Origin of the sequence: Pedobacter sp. AW31-3R (assembly GCF_052180285.1) — a bacterium.
GTDB lineage: Bacteria > Bacteroidota > Bacteroidia > Sphingobacteriales > Sphingobacteriaceae > Pedobacter.
Genome location: NZ_CP197475.1, coordinates 636,237 through 657,000, shown reverse-complemented (window position 1 = coordinate 657,000; position 20,764 = coordinate 636,237). Strand labels below are relative to the sequence as shown.

19 protein-coding genes and 1 tRNA gene are annotated in these 20,764 nt (G+C 40.3%); 7 read left to right on the top strand and 13 right to left on the bottom strand.

Features of this window, described 5'->3' with window-relative positions:
- The first annotated feature begins 68 nt into the window (after positions 1-68).
- On the top strand, positions 69-713 hold the full coding sequence (locus ACSBL2_RS02685) for a hypothetical protein (protein ID WP_442590141.1): 645 nt from the start codon (positions 69-71) through the stop codon (positions 711-713).
- A gap of 217 nt (positions 714-930) precedes the next feature.
- Here the strand turns inward: ACSBL2_RS02685 and rpsJ are convergent, their stop codons facing one another.
- From rpsJ to ACSBL2_RS02660, 5 genes are all read right to left on the bottom strand, one after another.
- Positions 931-1,236: a 30S ribosomal protein S10 gene (gene rpsJ, locus ACSBL2_RS02680; protein ID WP_008244591.1), complete on the bottom strand. Its 306-nt coding sequence runs from the start codon at positions 1,234-1,236 to the stop codon at positions 931-933.
- A 61-nt stretch (positions 1,237-1,297) separates the two neighbouring features.
- Positions 1,298-3,412, bottom strand: a complete 2,115-nt coding sequence (gene fusA / locus ACSBL2_RS02675) for an elongation factor G (protein ID WP_442590140.1) — start codon at positions 3,410-3,412, stop codon at positions 1,298-1,300.
- 16 nt (positions 3,413-3,428) lie between these two features.
- Positions 3,429-3,896, bottom strand: coding sequence for a 30S ribosomal protein S7 (rpsG, locus tag ACSBL2_RS02670; RefSeq protein ID WP_142528375.1), 468 nt, complete (start codon positions 3,894-3,896; stop codon positions 3,429-3,431).
- Between the two features lie 16 nt (positions 3,897-3,912).
- On the bottom strand, positions 3,913-4,326 hold the full coding sequence (rpsL, locus tag ACSBL2_RS02665) for a 30S ribosomal protein S12 (protein WP_008244597.1): 414 nt from the start codon (positions 4,324-4,326) through the stop codon (positions 3,913-3,915).
- Positions 4,327-4,736: 410 nt separating this feature from the next.
- The gene (locus ACSBL2_RS02660) at positions 4,737-4,958 is read right to left on the bottom strand and encodes a VF530 family DNA-binding protein (RefSeq protein ID WP_442590139.1); all 222 of its coding nucleotides are present in this window, start codon (positions 4,956-4,958) and stop codon (positions 4,737-4,739) included.
- 86 nt (positions 4,959-5,044) lie between these two features.
- On the opposite strand from ACSBL2_RS02660, the gene ACSBL2_RS02655 reads away from it, so the two are divergent.
- Entirely contained in the window at positions 5,045-5,689 is a 645-nt protein-coding gene (locus ACSBL2_RS02655; protein ID WP_442590138.1) for a hypothetical protein, read from the top strand.
- An 80-nt stretch (positions 5,690-5,769) separates the two neighbouring features.
- Here ACSBL2_RS02655 and ACSBL2_RS02650 read toward each other — a convergent pair whose 3' ends face one another.
- The 4 genes from ACSBL2_RS02650 to ACSBL2_RS02635 form a co-directional block, all read right to left on the bottom strand.
- Positions 5,770-6,465, bottom strand: a complete 696-nt coding sequence (locus tag ACSBL2_RS02650) for a PD-(D/E)XK nuclease family transposase (RefSeq protein ID WP_442590137.1) — start codon at positions 6,463-6,465, stop codon at positions 5,770-5,772.
- 242 nt (positions 6,466-6,707) lie between these two features.
- A complete protein-coding gene (locus tag ACSBL2_RS02645; protein ID WP_442590136.1) occupies positions 6,708-8,678 on the bottom strand; it encodes a M1 family metallopeptidase in 1,971 nt (656 codons plus the stop codon).
- Between the two features lie 34 nt (positions 8,679-8,712).
- Complete coding sequence (locus ACSBL2_RS02640; RefSeq protein WP_442590135.1) at positions 8,713-9,453, bottom strand: hypothetical protein; 741 nt, start codon at positions 9,451-9,453, stop codon at positions 8,713-8,715.
- 136 nt (positions 9,454-9,589) lie between these two features.
- Positions 9,590-9,940: an arsenate reductase gene (locus tag ACSBL2_RS02635; RefSeq protein ID WP_442590134.1), complete on the bottom strand. Its 351-nt coding sequence runs from the start codon at positions 9,938-9,940 to the stop codon at positions 9,590-9,592.
- Between the two features lie 129 nt (positions 9,941-10,069).
- On the opposite strand from ACSBL2_RS02635, the gene ACSBL2_RS02630 reads away from it, so the two are divergent.
- From ACSBL2_RS02630 to ACSBL2_RS02610, 5 genes are all read left to right on the top strand, one after another.
- Complete coding sequence (locus tag ACSBL2_RS02630) at positions 10,070-11,593, top strand: sensor histidine kinase (protein ID WP_442590133.1); 1,524 nt, start codon at positions 10,070-10,072, stop codon at positions 11,591-11,593.
- On the top strand, positions 11,594-12,283 hold the full coding sequence (locus ACSBL2_RS02625) for a LytR/AlgR family response regulator transcription factor (protein WP_442590132.1): 690 nt from the start codon (positions 11,594-11,596) through the stop codon (positions 12,281-12,283).
- A gap of 117 nt (positions 12,284-12,400) precedes the next feature.
- Entirely contained in the window at positions 12,401-15,880 is a 3,480-nt protein-coding gene (locus ACSBL2_RS02620) for a response regulator (protein ID WP_442590131.1), read from the top strand.
- Positions 15,868-16,701: a CheR family methyltransferase gene (locus tag ACSBL2_RS02615; protein ID WP_442590130.1), complete on the top strand. Its 834-nt coding sequence runs from the start codon at positions 15,868-15,870 to the stop codon at positions 16,699-16,701. The genes ACSBL2_RS02620 and ACSBL2_RS02615 overlap by 13 nt, the downstream gene beginning before the upstream one ends.
- A gap of 29 nt (positions 16,702-16,730) precedes the next feature.
- Entirely contained in the window at positions 16,731-18,326 is a 1,596-nt protein-coding gene (locus ACSBL2_RS02610; RefSeq protein ID WP_442590129.1) for a response regulator, read from the top strand.
- Here the strand turns inward: ACSBL2_RS02610 and pth are convergent.
- From pth to ACSBL2_RS02590, 4 genes are all read right to left on the bottom strand, one after another.
- Positions 18,316-18,876: an aminoacyl-tRNA hydrolase gene (pth, locus tag ACSBL2_RS02605; protein ID WP_442590128.1), complete on the bottom strand. Its 561-nt coding sequence runs from the start codon at positions 18,874-18,876 to the stop codon at positions 18,316-18,318. The genes ACSBL2_RS02610 and pth overlap by 11 nt on opposite strands.
- 151 nt (positions 18,877-19,027) lie before the next feature.
- Positions 19,028-19,606 (bottom strand): 50S ribosomal protein L25/general stress protein Ctc, encoded by a 579-nt coding sequence (locus tag ACSBL2_RS02600; protein WP_442590127.1) that lies wholly within the window; start codon positions 19,604-19,606, stop codon positions 19,028-19,030.
- Between the two features lie 31 nt (positions 19,607-19,637).
- Complete coding sequence (locus ACSBL2_RS02595) at positions 19,638-20,579, bottom strand: ribose-phosphate pyrophosphokinase (protein WP_442590126.1); 942 nt, start codon at positions 20,577-20,579, stop codon at positions 19,638-19,640.
- Between the two features lie 71 nt (positions 20,580-20,650).
- A tRNA-Gln gene (locus tag ACSBL2_RS02590) sits at positions 20,651-20,724 on the bottom strand.
- Between the last annotated feature and the right edge of the window lie 40 nt (positions 20,725-20,764).

Here is a 20,764-nt window from a genome sequence, read left to right as displayed (position 1 = left end):
ATACTATCTACAATCAACACACAATAAAATTAACATATGATTGTTATTTTTAGACCAAACAAAAACTTATGAAGAATTATATACTCGCAATCTTTACCTGTTTTATTCTTTCCGCGGCCTCTCTAGGTGCTTCTGCGCAGGACACTAGTAAAAAAGCTGTTGCTCCTTCTATTCCTCATGCCATCCCGTTGGCAGATCCAAGTTTGAAAGGACAGTATAATCTGATGTTAGCCAAATCCAAAACCCTTAACGGATTTAAGCTGGTCAATCCATATCGTCTGGCTGCATTTTATCAAAGTGTAAATGATAGTCTGAAGACCAATATTGTGCTACTCAAAAAAGCGAGAATGAAGATCGCTGAACAGGAAAAATCCATACAAGCTCTGAATAATCAGATCAAGGGCAAGGAGAACTCCTTGGCAGACACAAATGCAAAAATAGACGAGATATCATTTCTTGGGATATCGTTCAGCAAATCAGCCTATAACACGATTGTATGGTCACTCATCATTGTATTTGCTTTGGCTTTCGCCTTCGTTAGCATCCGTTCTGCTAAAAGTGTGCAGGAGGCGAAATACCGCAGTAACTTGTATGAAGAAATTTCCCAAGAATACCAAGCCTATAAAGTTAAGGCCAATGATAAGGAAAAGAAGCTGGCCCGGGAGCTGCAGGATGAGCGCAATAAACTGGACGACTATAAAAACGGGGGATAGGGATAGTGATTGTTAACCACTCCTTCGTTTAAAGCCCATTTTCGTTCCTGGTTTTTCATTCTTTCCAAGGAAAATTTTACCAAAGTAATTTACTACTACAGGAATCTACATAGGCTAGCCATTTTGATTTTTTAAGATTAAAAATTGTGATCTCAAAAAAACTAAACAAAGAAGCCTCCAGAAATAAATCCGGAGGCTTCTTTATAAAAAAAACTAATTAAACTTTAATTTCCACTTCAACACCGCTAGGTAATTCAAGTTTCATTAACGCATCAACAGTTTTAGAGTTAGAGCTATAAATGTCTAACAAACGTTTGTATGCACATAATTGAAACTGCTCACGCGCTTTTTTGTTCACGTGTGGTGAACGCAAAACAGTGAAGATTTTCTTTTCTGTTGGCAACGGAATTGGCCCGCTAACCACTGCACCTGTAGGTTTTACAGTCTTAACGATTTTCTCAGCAGATTTATCTACCAGATTATAATCGTAAGATTTTAATTTAATTCTGATTCTTTGGCTCATAATATTTATTTAATTAAGGCTGCCTGTTAGAGCTATTAATAACAGGCGGCCGGATTTTTTATTAGTCGATAGACTTGATTCTGCCTTTTGATTTAGCAATCACTTCGTCCTGTACGTTTTTAGGTGCCGGATCATAATGATCAAACTCCATTGTAGACGTCGCACGGCCTGAAGTAATGGTACGCAACTGCGTTACATAACCGAACATTTCAGATAGAGGTACAGTTGCTTTAATTACCTGAGATCCGTTACGGGTATCCATACCTAACAGTTGACCACGACGACGGTTCATGTCACCGATCACATCACCCATGTTTTCTTCAGGGGTTAAGATTTCGATTTTCATGATTGGCTCCATCAATACAGGGTTACATTTAGGTAATGCTTCACGGTAAGCCATTTTAGCAGCAAGTTCGAAAGATAAAGCATCTGAATCGACTGCGTGGAATGAACCATCAATTAAGCGAACTTTCATATCAGGAAGAGGATAACCAGCTAATACACCATTAGACATAGAGGCTGCAAATCCTTTTTCTACTGAAGGGATAAATTCACGTGGAATAGATCCACCAGTGATTTCATTCACAAACTGTAAACCACCTTTCTCAAAGTCAGCATCGATAGGTGAGATAACAACCTGAATATCCGCGAATTTACCACGGCCACCTGATTGTTTTTTGTACGTCTCACGGTGTTGAATAGTACCATTGATGGCTTCTTTGTAAGCAACCTGTGGAGCTCCTTGGTTAACCTCAACTTTAAACTCACGTTTAAGACGGTCAATCAGGATATCTAAGTGAAGCTCACCCATACCAGAGATTACAGTCTGACCAGTTTCCTCGTCAGTTTGAACCCTGAATGTAGGATCTTCTTCAGCTAATTTAGATAATCCCATACCTAATTTATCGATATCAGCCTGAGTTTTAGGCTCAATCGCTAAACCGATAACCGGCTCAGGGAATACCATTGACTCAAGAACGATAGGATTTTTCTCTTCGCAAAGTGTATCTCCTGTTTTGATATCTTTAAAGCCTACAACCGCAGCAATATCACCAGCTCCAACATTAGGAATAGGATTTTGCTTATTTGCATGCATCTGGAAGATACGGGAAATACGTTCTTTGTTTTCAGAACGCGCATTGTAAATATATGAACCAGCTTCTAAGTTACCAGAATATACACGGATAAAGCACAAACGACCAACAAAAGGATCCGTTGCAATTTTAAATGCCAAAGCTGCAAACGGCTCTTTTTCATCTGGTTTACGTAAGATCTCAGCACCTGTGTCCGGATTAGTACCAACAATACCTTCTGAATCCATTGGTGAAGGCAATAATTCCATCACATAGTCCAGCATAGTTTGCACACCTTTGTTTTTGAAAGATGAACCACAAACCATAGGTACAATTTTAGCATCTAAAACAGCTGCACGTAAAGCATCAAGAATTTCACGTTCTGTAATTGAATTAGGATCTTCGAAGAATTTCTCCATCAAAGTCTCATCATAATCAGCTACAGATTCAAGTAATTTCTCTCTCCATTCCGCAACCTCATCGATCATATCATCAGGAATTGGCACTTCAGTAAAGGTCATTCCTTTATCGTGCTCATTCCAAACAATACCGCGGTTGTTGATCAGATCAACTACACCTTTGAAGTTATCTTCAGCACCAATTGGCAATTGCAATGGAACTGCATTACTGCCTAACATACTTTTAACCTGTCCAACTACTTTCAGAAAATCTGCACCTGAGCGGTCCATTTTATTCACGAAACCTATACGGGCAACATTATAGTTGTTAGCCAGACGCCAGTTAGTCTCAGATTGAGGCTCAACACCATCAACTGCAGAAAATAAGAATACCAAACCATCTAATACGCGCAGTGAACGGTTTACCTCTACGGTAAAATCCACGTGACCCGGTGTATCAATGATGTTAATATGGTAATCCTGACCTCTGTATTTCCATCCAACAGTAGTAGCAGCAGAAGTGATAGTAATACCACGCTCTTGCTCTTGTGCCATCCAGTCCATTGTTGCAGCACCTTCGTGCACTTCACCAATTTTGTGACTAACACCAGCATAATAAAGAATACGCTCTGTTGTGGTGGTTTTACCCGCATCAATGTGCGCAGCAATACCAATGTTTCTTGTAAATCTTAAATCTCTTGACATCTTATGTTTTCAATAATTAAAAACGGAAATGTGAGAACGCTTTGTTGGCTTCAGCCATTTTATGCGTATCTTCTTTCTTTTTCACGGCCGCACCTTCACCTTTAGCTGCTGAAACGATTTCTCCTGCAAGTTTTTCTTTCATGGTTTTTTCACCACGTCTTCTTGCAAATGAAATTAACCATTTCATACCTAAAGCGATTTTACGATCAGGACGAACTTCTGTAGGTACCTGGAAGTTTGCACCACCCACACGGCGTGATTTCACCTCTACTGCAGGCATTACATTTGTTAAAGCACGTTTCCATACTTCTAAACCATTTTCACCAGCTTTTTTCTCAGCTAATTCAACTGCATCATAAAAAATAGAGTAAGCAATGGATTTTTTTCCATCATACATCATATTGTTTACAAATCTTGTCACCTGAACATCGTTAAATTTTGGATCAGGAAGGATAATTCTCTTTTTCGGTTTTGACTTTCTCATTTTCTGTTCCTCCTAATTATTTCTTTTTACCTTTTGTTGGTGCAGCAGCTACTTGTCCTGGTTTAGGACGTTTTGTGCCATATTTTGAACGACGTTGGTTACGACCAGCAACTCCTGAAGTATCTAATGCTCCACGGATGATGTGATAACGTACACCTGGTAAATCTTTAACACGACCACCACGGATCAATACGATAGAGTGCTCTTGCAAGTTGTGACCTTCACCAGGGATATAAGCGTTAACTTCTTTTCCATTGGTTAAACGTACACGTGCAACTTTACGCATCGCTGAGTTTGGTTTTTTAGGGGTAGTGGTATATACACGTGTACATACACCTCTTCGCTGTGGACAACTGTCCAACGCCGGAGACTTACTCTTGAACTCCAGTGCTACTCTACCTTTTCTAACTAATTGTTGAATGGTTGGCATTGTTAATTTGTTTTTCTATTTGTAATTTAAAAACTTTACCCCTTAATAAGGGATTGCAAAGGTAAGACAATACATTTTATGAATCAAGAGGTTAAGAGAAATAAATGCAATAATCTGAGTATTGTAAGACCAGACTCAGTGGCAAATATGCTATGCCTCAATAGAGCGTAGAACGTACGCACGCGACAGCCTTTGGGAGTCATCGATATCTGCGCTACCCGGTATTGGTGTACAATTGGCACTGGATTAGCCATAGACTAATTCAATCCCCTTTATATAGCTAGATAAAAAGCCTTTTAAGGTCAACTCAATACATAAGATCTATAAACTGAATATGAACCATACAGCAGATCCTCCATAATGTTTGTTCATCTCTTGTGAATTCTGTTCAGGCACCAATTGCGCCGCTTTTAATGAAAAGTATTTAAGTAGAGTTTCTCTACTTTTTTCCGTGCCCAGTCAGTCTTTCTTAAAAACTTCAAACTCGACTTTAAACTCGGATCATTATTAAAGCACGCGATTTTTATCAGTTTCCCCAGCTCAGGCCAATCATAATGCCATACCAGCTGCTTGAGAATAAATTCCAATGTTTTTCCATGTAATGGATTATTTATTTGCTTTTCTTCAGCCATAGAATTAATCGTGATGGGACAAAGATAAAAAAATATTATTCCTTAGGTTTGTATAAACAGAGTATGTACTCTTAAAAATTAGCATTATGAGTTTGAATTTAGGTGATTTTGTACGTTTTGTTGACGAGAATATAGAAGGTTACGTGACACGTATCATAGATAAAGATACTATTGGTGTAACAGATGCAAATGATTTTGAGATACCTGTACTGGCTTCTAAAGTGACCCTAGTACATGGAGATATCCCGGATGATAATACCGTAGTATCAAATAGACCAAATGCAGCGGTGCCTGTAGCAGAATTTAAAAAAGAAGGTGTTTACCTGGCGCTCGTGGCCGATCAGCACAGTGCAGCAGTAGCCCACTTCCACCTGGTCAATGAAACATCCTTCCAGCTTCTTGCCAGTATGACCACAGAAAAAGGCGGACAATATAAAGGTGAATTTGCCGCTGCAATTCCTGCCAACAGTACAAAGAGAATCTTCTCTGCCAATATGGGCGATATACAGTTATGGCCAAAATTCAATATTGAAGTGCTTTTCTCCAGCCCCTCAGATATTGAACCGCCCGCCCCACTGGTGTATAAAAAACACCTTAAAGGAAAAGATCTGTCGGTATCCAAAGTGGAGATTGCCTTATTGAAACAAAAAGGATGGCTGATCAGACTGGATGAACCTGAGCCTTTAATTGATGCACAGAAATTAAAAGACAGCTTCTTTAATCGCCATTAAGGGCAAAGCTTAAAGCACCACCATGATTCCGTCACTGCAATCAGCTGGGACGGAATCATGGTAGTGCTAAATTATAATGACTAATTTCCTGATTTCAGGGAGGCATGGTACGCTTGCTTTTCCACCGAAGTAAGCCCTTCATATTCAATCATTTCAAACAACTGCTTAAACTCGGGTTCCTGCAGATATGAAGAAATCTCCTCCGTGTGATTAATGCTTTTAAGAGCAAACACCCACTTATCAAGCAGTGTACTTAATTCTGTTTCCTTTTTATTAAAGAGAGCAAAATCAATAAAAACAAGATTCAAAGTTAAATCAGAATATTTTCTAGGAAATAATGGACGTATATTGATATCATGACGATACCCCTCCCTTACAACTTTGCTCATGTGACCTGCAATGAGTACAACCACATACACCTTCTTCAGGTTGAATTTTAAGTAAACCAACTGTTCGATCTTCTTTTGTTCCTTAATCAGCCTCATTCCACACATGACCGGATCATGCTTCAGATCAGTCTCCGGCAAAAGCTGGATTCCCACAAAGAAGCTATCCCCATGCACGTCTGTACAAAGTATATCAATGATGTCATCTGTTTCATGATCAGCACTGTGCGTCATGGTGGTGTCATTATAAGTGACATCAACAATATTCCTGCATCCGGCAAGGGATGCATTTAAAAATGAAATCAACATCTGCTTACTGGACGGACCAGCAAAAATGCGCTGAAATGAAAAAAGTACCAATGGGTCTAAATACTTCTGCTTGTAAACCATAAATTTTAATAATAACTGAAATTAAATAACACATTCGCGAGCGCATCGAATCAGCCATCAGTTTAATATGGATTTGCAGAAACCAGGTAATTTATTTTAAAAAATAAAGAGGTAAGGATATTTTACAGAACAGGACCACAACGTTTGAGCTACGGTCGTATGGACTCTTTATCAAAAGCGCCCATATCCTCTTTGTTGAGGATATGGGCGCTTCTAAAACCAATACATGTTAAACCGACTAACTATTTAAACCATGTATTATTGGTTGAGTTGATATCTGGTGTAACCTTATCCGGATCAAGTTCTACAGATAAAAGTTCTTCCGTTGTGGTATAATCTATTGCCCAGCTTTTGTTTCTCATCCAGACATCAACAGGAATCCTGATCGTATCAGTCTTGCCACTCTGCAATTTAACCTGCAGGATGATCGGCATAGGCATTTGGTTCATGTTCTCTACGATGATCTGATATCCCTCAATCTGTCCTTCTTTCTTCGTTGGCGTTACACTGGTAATCGCCAGGTCTGTTTTCCAGTCTTCAATAAACCAGCCCCTCCAGAACCAGGCAAGATCTTCACCTGAGCCGTTCTCCATGGAGCGGAAAAAATCATATGGAGTAGGGTGTTTGAAAGCCCATTGTTTGATGTAGTTTCTAAAAGCATAATCAAAGCGGTCTGCCCCAAGCACCTCATTCCTTAAAAACTGCAATCCCCATCCCGGTTTGGCATAGAGATTCATGCCAATATTCTCCTCTTCCATGGCATCCGGAGTTAACATGATATACTCTGTATTTTTACCAGAAAGGTATTTACCTACCATCTGCATATTTTCCTTAGGTGATTTATACTCCCCATTGTTAAATGCAGCGGAAGACAATCCATTGATAAAGGTATTGAAGCCTTCATCCATCCAGCCGAATTTACGCTCATTGCTACCCACAACCATAGGGAACCAAGTATGGCCAAATTCATGATCGATCACTCCCCAGGCTTCTGCATTCTTAGCCTTCCATCCACAGAACACAATTCCGGGATATTCCATACCACTTACATTAGCGGCAATATTCACCGCCATTGGATAAGGATATTCAAACCATTTTTCAGAATAATGCTCAATACTGCCTTTAATATATTCCACTCCCCTTCCATACCCATCAACTCCGTTACTTTCTACAGGTTGTGCAGACACGGCAAGTGATTTTTTTCCACCAGGGAGGTTAATTTTTGCGGCATCCAAAACAAAAGCTTGAGAAGACGACCAGGCAACATCCCTGGTATTTAACATCTTAAACTTCCAGGTCAGTGAGGCTTTCGCCGGACGAGACTTGGGATCAGTCACTTCTTCTGCAGAACGGATGGCAATGGTTTGATCACTGAGTTTCGCCGCATTCCATCTTTTTAGTTGTGCTGCCGTAAATACTTCCTGTGGATTTAATAGCTCACCCGATCCCATTACAATATGACTTGCAGGAGCTGTAACCGTATAATTCACATCACCATATTCACAGTAGAACTCCCCTGCTCCCCAGTAAGGCAAGGTATTCCAGCCCAGCACGTCATCATATACAGATAAGCGCGGGAACCATTGCGCAATGGTATAAATCTCACCATTTTTGGTGGCCAAGTGTCCCATCCTATCAGATCCGTTAACAGGAATGACAAAAGAGAAATTCATTTTGATGGTTAACAGGTCGCCATTCGCTGCCATGGGCTTATCCAGCCTGATCTGCATCCTGGTATCTTCTGTAATCGACGTAAATTTAACAGGCAATGCCTTCTGTGCTACTGAGAAATCGGTGATGGTGTAACCACCATCCACCTTTTCACCACGTGCGCCATAACGGCTTCCGGCCTTGATCAGCCCATTTCCACGCGAATCTTTCTCAAACAGGTTCTGATCCAGCTGCAGCCATAAAAAAGGCAGCTGATCAGGACTATTGTTCTTGTAGGTAATGGTGACCGTTCCCGACACCGTATTCTTTTTGTCATCCAGGGTTGCTGTGATATTGTAATCTGCACGGTTCTGCCAGTATTTTGGTCCTGGTGCACCACTGGCGGAACGGTATTCATTTCCATTCTGGGTGTAAAACAAAGGGCTGAAAGCGGCATGCGGATCATATTTGCTTACGGCAGATGGCTGTTGCGCATAGGTATCGATACTCAATGCAAAAAACACCGCCAGAAGAAGTGTTTTTCGGAAAACGGAATAATTCATTATGTGTGTGTGTTTTGTTGATTCAGGAATCTGGCTAGTTCTTATTCAGCTTTGGCATTGGTGCCCCCTTTCGTTGTGCGGGTGATAACTTCAGCCATTTTTGGTAAGCTTCTGCAATATAAAAATCGTAATTAAACAGCTCATCGCCTTTTACCAGTGCCACACTGGGTTTGTACATGTTAATAAAATCCTTTAAATCCTGCCCTTCCAGTTTAATCAGGTCATTCACATGTTCTTCACTAAAATACTTGTTGATTTCCGATTCATAAAAATCTTTGACCTCCAATGCCTTTTCTTTCGCTTTTTCACGTTTTGCTTTTCCGCCACCAAAGGCGATGCCTACTCCACCTGCACGGCCTACATTCTGTGTAGGACGGATTCCGGAGACACGTTTAAACTCTTGCGCATTGGTAGGGTTTTTAAGGTTAAGGTCTCTCGAAAGCTTTGCACTCCTTATTTTCACCTCTTTAAGGTCGGTCGAGGAAACCGGCAGATAGATCGTTTTCGATTGCAGGTCGGTCAGATACAGTGTATCGGTATGGTACCCCGGTAAAGACAATTCCAGTAAATCACCTTTATTAGCCTGAATAGTAAACTGTCCTGCAGCACCTGTTAATACTATTTTCTTATTGTTCAGGTTTCGCACCGTCACTTTTTGTAAGGGGAAGTTTTTGTTTTCATAATCAAAAACACCGCCACTTACTCCCGTCTGTGCATATATATGTACTGGCATTGCAAAAAGCAATGCCATCAGTAATCTTTTAAGCATGTTCATGTTGAATAGTTTTTTCGTCCGTTAGATTTTGCATAGGTTCTCTATTCTCCGCTGCTCGCACAGGCTATGCAAAATCAAATATATATTAGTTTGTTAGCATGTACATTCTTTTAACAAAAATTAACACTTAAAAGATTTATCTTTTTAATTCAAGCGCATATTTTTCTTCATCAAAGCTGATTAGTACAGCCTTTCCATCTACTTCCACCACAGGTCTTTTAATAGCACTTAAATTCTCTTTTAATACTGCAATAGCAGATGCTTCATCTTTCACGGACGACTGCTGTTCGAAAGATAATTTCTTCCAGGTGGTTCCTTTTTTATTCAGGACTGTTTCCCATCCAAATACCTCACACCATTCCAGAAGTTTTTCGGTAGTAATCCCCTGTTTTTTGAAATCATGGAATTCATATTCAAACCCATTATCGGTAAGCCACGTCCTGGCTTTTTTAACTGTACTGCAATTCGGGATCCCGTAAATTTTCATAGTCATAAAAATAAAAGCCGCAATTTACCCATATTTACCTATTCATCACATTTTTTCAGGCATTCATCACATTTTAAAAAAGAGAAGTAAATCCCTTTGTAGTATTGTACCAGATAATCATACACACAGATGAAGTTAACGTTTTCGGCAGCTGCCACTAAAATGAATATAAAAGATCTAAGTAAAATAGAATTCTGGGTAGCCAGTATCCTCTATGGCCTCGCTATACTCATGCTGATTTCCGGGGGCTCAGATATCCGGGTGCCCTGGGAGTTTGATAATGCAAAGGTAGAGTACAATTATTTATCCAGCTATTTTATCCCTGCCCTATTCCGTTATTCCCTGCTTTACTTTACCTTCCTGCTGCTCAATTTCTGCATTTTACCCCCATTGTACAGAAAGGTGAATACAGGGTTCAATATTGTAGTCCTGGTTCTGATGTTTCTTTTTTCAGGACTGGTAACCAGCATTACCCAAACCTACAGCAAAGCTTACCTGTTTTCTCAGTTCAGCAATGTAGACAATGCATATAACCACTTTTTCTTTAATGGTTTCACCTATTCCGCATGGTTAATCCTCCTTATTGCCATCTATGTCGCCCTTAAGAAACTGATTGTTTTCCTTGTCGAAGCAGAAGAAAAAGATAACCAGCACCAGATGAAACTGGAAATTGTGTTCGGTGCAGCATTCTGGTTCCTGGGGGTATTGATCTTTGTAACCACCGGAGCAGATTTTGAGGTAATCCTGTGCTGGACCCTAGTGATCGCCTTGTGCCTGTTTACTATCGTCTATTCCCTATACTATCTGATCCCCACTTTAATTTCGCAGCCCAAAGCCTACAAAGTTTATTTTGGAAAGACGATTCTGGTGACCATTGTCACGGGCATCCCTATGGGACTGATCGCATTCCTGATTACCGGAAGGGGAGAATTTTTCATGATCGTCAACCTATTTCACTTCCCGGCACAATTACTGGTCAGCGGCCCACTCGCCTGGTATATTTACCGGTCAAGAAATGCAACAGAATTGCAGATCTCTACCTTGAAAATGGAATTGGGTAAATCTGATGCCAGTTTGAGTTTCCTCAAATCACAGATTAATCCACACTTTTTATTTAATGCATTAAACACGCTTTATGGAACAGCCCTCCAGGAGAATGCCGAACGTACCGGTGAGGGGATACAAAAACTGGGTGATATGATGCGTTTTATGCTCCAGGAAAATATGCAGGATAAAATTGCCCTAAGCAGGGATATTGATTATCTTAACAATTATATCGCCTTGCAGAAGCTAAGGACATCCACTACTGTTGACATCAGTATCCATACTGAAATTGAAGAACAGTTTACCAGCATGGAAATCGCCCCCATGCTGCTGATTCCTTTCGTAGAGAATGCGTTTAAACACGGTATCAGTTTGCAGTCTCCTTCACATATTAAAATCACACTGCAAACTAAAGCAGATATACTATATTTTGATGTCAACAATAGCATCCATCTAAAAGCAGATGGGGATCCTGAAAAATTACTTAGCGGTATAGGTTTAGAAAATGTACGCCAACGCTTAAATTTGCAGTACCCTGGAAAACATGAATTAATCATCAGGGAGAGCGGAAAGGAGTTTTTCGTACATTTAACACTGAACCTGAAATAAATGATGATTGCCATAGCAATAGATGATGAACCCATAGCATTGGATGTGATCCGTTCACATGCCGCAAAAGTGCCTTTTGTAGACTTACAAGCTGTATTTACAAATGCTTTTGAGGCCATCACTTTTCTTCAGCAACAGCAGGTGGACTTAATTTTTCTGGATATTAAAATGCCGGATATCAATGGGATAGATTTCCTGAAAAGTTTGACACACCCCCCGCTGGTCATTTTTACGACTGCCTATGCAGAACATGCGGTGAAAGGCTTCGAGCTGAATGCGCTCGACTACCTCCTCAAACCTTTCGCCCTATCCAGGTTTCTTCAGGCCTGTAATAAGGCGCAGGAGATCCACAGCCTGCGCAAAGGTGTCATTGAACTTACAGACCTCCTCTACATCTTTATCAAAGACGGTTATGAACAGGTTAAAGTCATGCTTGATGACATCCTGTATGTGGAGGCCGCAGGGAATTACACCCAAATCAATTTAAAAAATAACAGCTCACTAAGTACACGGATGACCATTAGTGATATGCTGCTAATCCTTCCCGAAAGGAAATTCATTCGTACCCACCGTGCATTTATCGTTTCCAGGGATAACATTACCCGATTTGACAGGAACCAGGTATGGATTGGAAGTGTAATGGTACCAATCGGCACTACCTATGCGCAATGTTTACAGGATTTATACTAATCTTTCGAAATATTAGTATTCTTATTAATACGGACATTTTTTTGAGTATTATTGCTAGAAAATCTCTCAACAGAGAAATTTCAGAATTACTAATTAGTAAGCATTTTAATTTCTAATATGTTCAAATTGACATTTAAACAACAAGTACTCTTAGGATTTAGTATTACTTTATTATTTGTTATCATATCCGCGGTAACCTCGTATAAAAGTATCCGCTCTATGGATGATGATTCTTCCTGGGAAAATCACACGTATGAAGTCATCGATATCATACAAAATGTAGAGGTCAAACTCCTCAATGCCGAAACCGGATTAAGAGGATATGTACTCACCCAGCGGAGTGCCTATCTTGCTCCTTATAATGCCAATGCCAATAAAATCATTCCGCAGATTAACCACCTGCAACGGTTAACTATCGACAACCCCATACAGCAGGAAAGACTGGATTCACTGGAATATTATGCCCAGCAGAAAATAAAGGATATGCATGAAATACTTCAGGCAAATGCCATTGGGGGACAAGCGCTTTCTATGAAGAAGGTACTTACCGACAAAGGAAAGCTATTTAAAGACAATATGCTCAGGGTAAATAATGAACTGATCAAAAATGAAACGGATTTACTGAAATTAAGAAAAGAGAACCGGATCAAGAGCGGCGAACGCTCAGTATTTACTGTTATGGGTAGTTCCCTGATCATTATATTCCTTGTACTGTACTTGTTTAGCTTCATTAAAAGAACATTCGATGAGCAGCGGCTCACTGAAATTAAAATGAGAGAAAACAATGATGCGCTCGAAAAACTATCTATTGAGAACAAGCAACGCAACTGGTTCCTTTCTGAAGCAACAATTATCAGTGAATCTACACGCGGAGAACAGGAATTGGAAGAGCTTTCTACTAATGTTATCACACAAATATGTAACTCATTGGGTGCAACTGTAGGTGCTTTTTATTTGCTCAATGCTAAAAAACGTGCACTGGAACTCACAGGCTCTTATGCGCTGGAGGTGAGGAAGGGGAAATTAAGGGAAATTGCCTTTGGCGAAGGGCTGGTTGGACAAGCGGCACGCGAAAAAATTTTAAAACAAGTCAATGACGTTCCGGCAGATTATATAAAGGTAGGCTCTGGCATAGGTTATTTAACACCAAACACACTAATTCTTTTACCCGTTTTATTCGAACATGAAACCATCGCAGTAATTGAACTGGGCTTTGCCAAACCACTGACCGGTATTGAACAGGAACTGTTAAACGTACTCTCCAATCTTATTGGCGTAGCAGTAAACAGTGCCATTGCAAGAACACAGTTACGTGATCTGTTCCTTCAAACCCAGCAACAGGCAGAAGAGCTGGAAAGCCAGCAGGAAGAATTGAGGACAACAAATGAAGAACTGATCCATAAATCAGAAGAGCTTCAAGCTTCTGAAGAAGAACTCAGGGTACAGCAGGAAGAGCTTCGTGAGACCAATGCCGAACTGGAAGAAAAAGCAAATCAGTTGGAAGAACGGAATTTATCTGTTAACCAGGCGCGCGAAGCTATGAAAGCTAAGGCAGAGGAGTTGGAAGTATCCAGTAAATATAAGTCGGAATTCCTGGCAAATATGAGTCATGAACTGCGTACACCACTAAATAGTATCCTAATTCTTGCAAGGATATTGAAAGAAAACAGACCGGATAATTTAAATGAAGAACAACTTAAATATGCTGGGGTTATCCATAATGCGGGGAGCGATCTCCTTACACTGATCAATGATATCCTCGACCTTTCCAAAATTGAATCGGGTAAAATAGACCTTGATATTGAGCAGGTAAGGCCAGCTGAGATCAGACAGAATATGGAACTACTTTTTGGAGAGATTGCCAAAAGTAAAAAGATCAGCTTCACAGCGAACCTGGGCAACGGACTTCCTGAAAGGTTAATGACCGATCTTGCCAGGATAGAGCAAATTGTTAAGAATCTACTTTCCAATGCATTTAAATTTACACCGGAAAACGGAAATATTAAACTGGACATTGGTCTGGCAGAAAAGAGTATCGCCTATTATTCAGACAGTCTGAAAAACACCGAAGAGAAAATTATCTCTATCAGTGTTAAAGACTCAGGTATTGGTATTCCGGAGGACAAACAGAAACTTATTTTTGAAGCTTTCAAACAAGCAGATGGCTCTACCAGCCGCAAGTATGGAGGTACCGGTTTAGGTCTGTCTATCAGTAAGGAACTTGCAAATATCCTGGGTGGAGAAATACAGGTAGAAAGCGAACCCAATGCGGGCAGTTGTTTTACACTCTATATTCCCGCAAGAATTGGTGAGGGTACTGCCATCACGGACGAAATGGTGCCTGCAGCAGAAACACCTGTAATACCATTGATCCCTGAACCGATTGTTGTGCCTGTAGATAAACACAATAAACAAACCCTGCTGATTATCGAGGATGATGAAGTATTTGCCGATGTTTTAAAAGACTATGCTATTGAAAAAGGCTTTGTTCCGCTTCTGGCACACCGTGGCGATACCGGACTGGACATGGCGATCAAAAATCTTCCCAATGCCATCATTCTGGATGTGATGTTACCTGTGATGGATGGCTGGGCAGTATTGAAACAGCTGAAGGCAAACCCACAGACGAAACAGATACCGGTGCACATGATGTCTGCCGGAGATTTTAAAGGAGAAATGGCCTTAAAAGAAGGTGCAATTGGCTTCCTTAAAAAGCCTATCGAAAAAGGACAACTGGATGAAGCCTTTTCTATTCTTAATGCGGGACATATCATTTACAACTTCAAGACTGTATTGCTGATTGAAGACCAGGAACTACAAAGTCTGGTAGTGAAAGAACAGCTGGTACAAAAAGGGATAGAAGTTGCACAGGCCTTTACCGGAAAAGAAGCATTGGACAAATTGGAAGAACAGGCATTCGACTGTATCATTCTCGATTTAAATCTGCCGGATATTTCAGGGTTCGAACTGCTCGACCAGATTAAAACACAGGACAGGTTTACCCACGTTCCCGTGATCATTAATACAGCAATGGAACTTGATCAGGATAAAATTGCCCATATCATGAAATACTCAGAGGCCATGGTACTAAAATCAAATAAGTCGAATGACAGGCTGATTGATGAGGTGAGTCTCTTTATGAACAAATTAAAGAAAGAAGATGAGTTCAGTCTGACAGCCGGTAGGGCCAGTAAAATCAAGACAGTTTCTACTATCGAGAAGGCATTAAAAGGAAAAACGATCTTGATCACTGATGACGACATGAGGAATATATTCGCGTTGTCAAGTGCTTTACAAGTATATGATATCAATATAGTCATTGCAAACAATGGTCGCGAGGCACTGGAAAGGTTAGAAGAAGCCAACGAAATAGACCTGGTGTTAATGGACATCATGATGCCTGAGATGAATGGTTATGAGGCAATGACTGCGATACGGGAAATGAAAGCTTATAAGAAATTGCCAATTATTGCGCTCACGGCTAAGGCAATGAAAAATGACCGTGAGAAATGTATTGATGCAGGGGCGAATGACTATATCGCAAAACCTGTAGATATTGATCAGTTATTATCTATGTTAAGGGTATGGCTAAGTTAGAAAATGTAGACGACACAATAAGCTATGAAGAGCTGGCAAGCCTGGTTTCTTTTATCAAGAATATCCATGGTTTTGATTTCAGTGATTATTCCACCGCGTCTCTGAAAAGAAGAGTAACGCGGATTATGCAGCTTGAAAAACTAAGCCTTTTCGATTTACGTACGTTGTTGACTAATGATCAGGAATATTTTGAATCCTTTGTCATAGAGATAACAGTAAATGTAACGGAGATGTTTAGAGATCCTCTTTTTTATAAGTCGGTAGCTGAAAATATTATTCCTTATTTAAGGTCTTATCAACGGATAAAAGTGTGGAATGCCGGATGTTCTACTGGGGAGGAACTATACTCCTTCGCTATACTGTTTTCTGAAGAACAGCTATATGACAGGAGTTTTTTTTACGGGACAGACATCAATTCAGAAGTATTGGAAACGGCCAAGAATGGAATATATGATTTGCAGAAGATGAAAAATTATTCTGAAAATTACCAGAAAACAGGGGCTTTACATACGTTATCCGACTATTATACAGCGCGATATGACGCTGCCTCTATCAATCATTCCTTAAAAAAGAACGTACTCTTCTCTGCACATAATCTGGCATCCGAAGGGGTATTTAATGAGTTTCAGCTGATATCCTGCCGCAATGTGCTGATTTATTTTAATACGGAATTACAAAAGAAGGTTATTGACCTTTTTTACAATAGTTTAGCTAACTTTGGCTTCCTGTGTTTGGGATCTAAAGAAACACTTAGAAGTACAGAAATAGGACGGTTTAAGATAATCGACCAGAAAAATAATATATACCAGAAAGTAACCTAGACTTCCTCTTTAGGAAGCATTTAATTGATATGGAAAAGATTAACATCCTCATTGTTGATGACAGACCCGAAAACATTATAGCACTTGAAGCTTTATTAGAAAGAGACGATGTTAACCTGATATCTACAACATTGCCTAATGAAGCACTCAGGCTGGCCTGGGAGAAAGATATTGCTATAGCGCTCGTAGATGTCCAGATGCCTGAAATGGACGGCTTTGAGCTTGTCGAAATTTTAAAAAGTAATCCCAGGACAAAAAATATCCTGGTCATCTTCGTTACGGCAATTTCCATAGAAACCAAATATGCTGTAAAAGGGCTGAATGCCGGTGCGGTAGATTATCTATATAAACCCCTGAACCCCTTTGTCACTTCTGCAAAAGTAGATTCCTTTATCCAGTTTGTCCGTACACAACGTGAAGTCATTAGAAAAAATACCGAACTGGAATTATACCAAAAAGAACTGATCAAGGCGAAAGAACTTGCTGAACAGGGAAAGAAATCGAAAGAAAACTTCCTGGCCAATATGAGCCACGAAATCCGTACCCCTATCAATGGGATTATTGGATTAGCGACGCTCCTTGAGAAAACGGATTTAACAGCAGATCAGCGTGATATGATCAAACTGCTGGAGATATCTTCCAACTCTTTGCTTGGCGTAATTAATGATATCCTGGACCTGTCAAAAATAGATGCCGGAAAATTCAAGATCAACCGTACAGCAACAGATGTCATACAGGTGTGTAATGCAGTTATCAATTTATTAAAAATCAGGGCGACCGAGAAAAACCTGGATCTCCTGGTGGAATTTGATGCTGACCTGCCCTCCCATATCCTCGCAGACTCCCTTCGCCTGAACCAGATCCTGATGAACCTGATCGGAAATGCGATTAAATTTACCAGTGAAGGAAGTGTAACCTTGAAGGTAGAGGTATTGGATCAGAAAGGAAATAATGCCCAACTGAAATTTTCGGTGATCGACACCGGTATAGGTATTGCGTCTCATAAAATCGAGAAAATATTCGAAACATTTGAGCAGGCGGATGATGATACGGCACTTAACTTTGGTGGCACAGGACTCGGACTATCCATTGTTAAAAATCTGGCTCATCTGAAAGGCGGAATATTAAATGTGACCAGTAAAGAGAATGAAGGCAGTACTTTCTGTTTCACCAATTGGTATGAGATACTCCAAAATACAGAAGTAAAAAGGGAAAAAGAAAACGAGGTATTGCTACCTTTCAGTAAGGTGAATATTTTAGTTGCTGAGGATAACCCAATCAATAAATTCCTTATTGTTAAGATCCTTAAAGGATGGGAAGTGAATGCCGACGTAGTCGAAAATGGAAGAGAGGCACTCGACAAACTTAGGGATAATCCTTATGACCTCATTTTAATGGACACCTATATGCCCGTGATGAATGGCCTGGATGCGACCAAACTCATCAGGGAAGGTGCTGTTCCTGGTAAAGAGCACATCCCTATTATTACCTTCTCTGCTGCCGTGATGGAAACAGACAAGCAGGCAGCCATTGCTGCCGGTGCCAACGATGTACTTGGAAAACCATATGACCTGGCTATCCTGCACCAGAAAATCACACAGTTTGTTAAAAAATCTATTGATTAAAGGCAGTCATGGTAAGGCCAGGGCCTACAGTGACGAAACTCTGGATAAGCGCAACACTTTTATCCAGAAGTGCAGGTAATTCGGGCTGTTCCTCTTTATCAAAATGACCGAGTACATAATCGATCTGCCTGCCCTTTGGAAAGTTATCCCCTACCCCAAAGCGCAGGCGCGGATAATTTTGCCCGCCGCAGCTTGCTTCAATACTCTTCAGCCCATTATGTCCAGCACTGCTGCCCTTTAATTTTAACCTGAGCTTACCAAATGGTATCGCAAGGTCATCTACAATTACCAGCACATTTTCCAATGGAATATTCAGTTCATGCATCCAATAGTTCACAGCTCTGCCACTTAAGTTCATAAAGGTGGTTGGTTTAATCACATGCAGCTTCCTGCCTTTCCAGGAAACTTCTGAATAATAGGCCAAACGTAAATTGCTGAAGCTTCCACCCAGTTCCTTAACCAGAGTATCGGCAATATTGAATCCTATATTATGTCTTGTATTTGCATATTCAGGCCCTATATTTCCAAGACCAACAATTAAATATTTCATATTTTACTTCTATTTGCAGCCATTCCATGCGAAGGGGTCTGGTCTTTTCGGGGACAAAGATAGCAGTTTGACTGCTATTAAATTAAACGGCATAAAAAAACAGCACTGATTTGAGGTCAGTGCTGCTATAAAATGATCTGTTAAAAACAGCTTATTTTTTACCTGCTTGTTGTTCTGCTTGTTTTAAAGCCCTTGACATACCTACAGACACAATTGTATCTTCAGGAGTGTTAGTTACCACGTAATCACCTTTAACAAGGTCACGTACACGGAACAAGTTTCCAACTTCCAATTTAGCGATACTTACTTCAACAACTTGTGGCATATCTTTAGGTAAAGATTTCACACGAAGTTTACGTAATTTCTGAACCAATTTACCCCCCATTTTAACACCTGGAGAAGTACCAACCAATTTAATTGGAATCTCCATAACGATTTCCTTATCGTCAAACAACTGAAGGAAATCCACGTGTAACAGTAAGTCTGTTAAAGGGTGGAATTGCATGTCTTTAATGATAGCTTTGGTTTTGGCACCATTGATATCAATTTCTAAAAAGTTAGCTTCAGGAGTGTAAATAGCATCCTTTAATTCAGTAGTTACAACAGCGATATGCGATTGTTCTGTACCACCATACAATACTGCAGGAACTTTACCTTCATAGCGAAGCTCTTTAGCATCGCGTTTCCCTACGTTCTCTCTTGGAGAACCGCTAATTGCGATAGTTTTCATATTTATATATTATTTAATTTGTACTCTAATTTTATACTTTGAAAAGGTCACTTATTGAACCATGTTCATTTACATTGGCAATGGCTTTTGCAAATAATGGGGCGGTACTCAATACCCTGATTTTAGGACTTTCCTGTTTCAGAGGAATGGTATCGGTCACAATAAGCTCAGTCAATACTGAATTTTCTACTGTTTCATAGGCTTTTCCAGACAATACCGGGTGTGTACATACAGCCCTTACACTCCTTGCACCGTTTTCCATAATCAATGCGGCTGCTTTTGCAAGTGTTCCTGCAGTATCACAGATGTCATCAATCAACACAATATCCATATCTGTTACATCCCCGATAATCGACATCGATTCGATCTCATTCGCACGCAGACGGCGTTTATCACAGATTACCACTTCAGCATTGAAGAACTTTGCAAAAGTACGTGCCCTGTAAGAACCTCCCATATCCGGTGAAGCGATAGTCAGGTTTCTAAGTCCCAGACTTTTGATATAAGGAACAAAAATCACGGAACCATCAAGGTGATCCACGGGGATATCAAAGAATCCTTGTATCTGCGCAGCATGAAGATCCATCGTCATAATCCTGTGTATTCCGGCAGATTTAAGCAGGTTCGCCACAAGTTTTGCTCCTATAGCCACGCGAGGTTTATCTTTTCTGTCTTGTCTCGCCAGTCCGTAATAAGGTACAACGGCAGTGATATAATGTGCGGATGCCCTTTTAGCTGCATCAACCATTAATAACAATTCCATTAAATTATCTGAAGGCTGGTAGGTAGACTGGATAAGGAACACGTCACATCCTCTTATCGATTCATCATATGAAGGCTGAAACTCGCCATCGCTAAACTTACTTAGAGTTACATTACCTAGAGGTTTGCCGTAACTTTCGGCAATTTTGTGAGCTAATGCTTTTGTACCGGTGCCGGCAAAAAGTTTAACGGGGTTAAATTGCAATGGCATGATTAGACGGGTATCAATGCTGGTTAAAAAAAATCGGATTGTGGAGTTTAATTCACAATCCGAATATTGTTTGGTTGCCCGACCAGGATTCGAACCTAGACAAACGGTACCAAAAACCGTTGTACTACCTTTATACTATCGGGCAATCTTCCCTCAAACTGCCATATGGTTCGTTTGAATTGGGA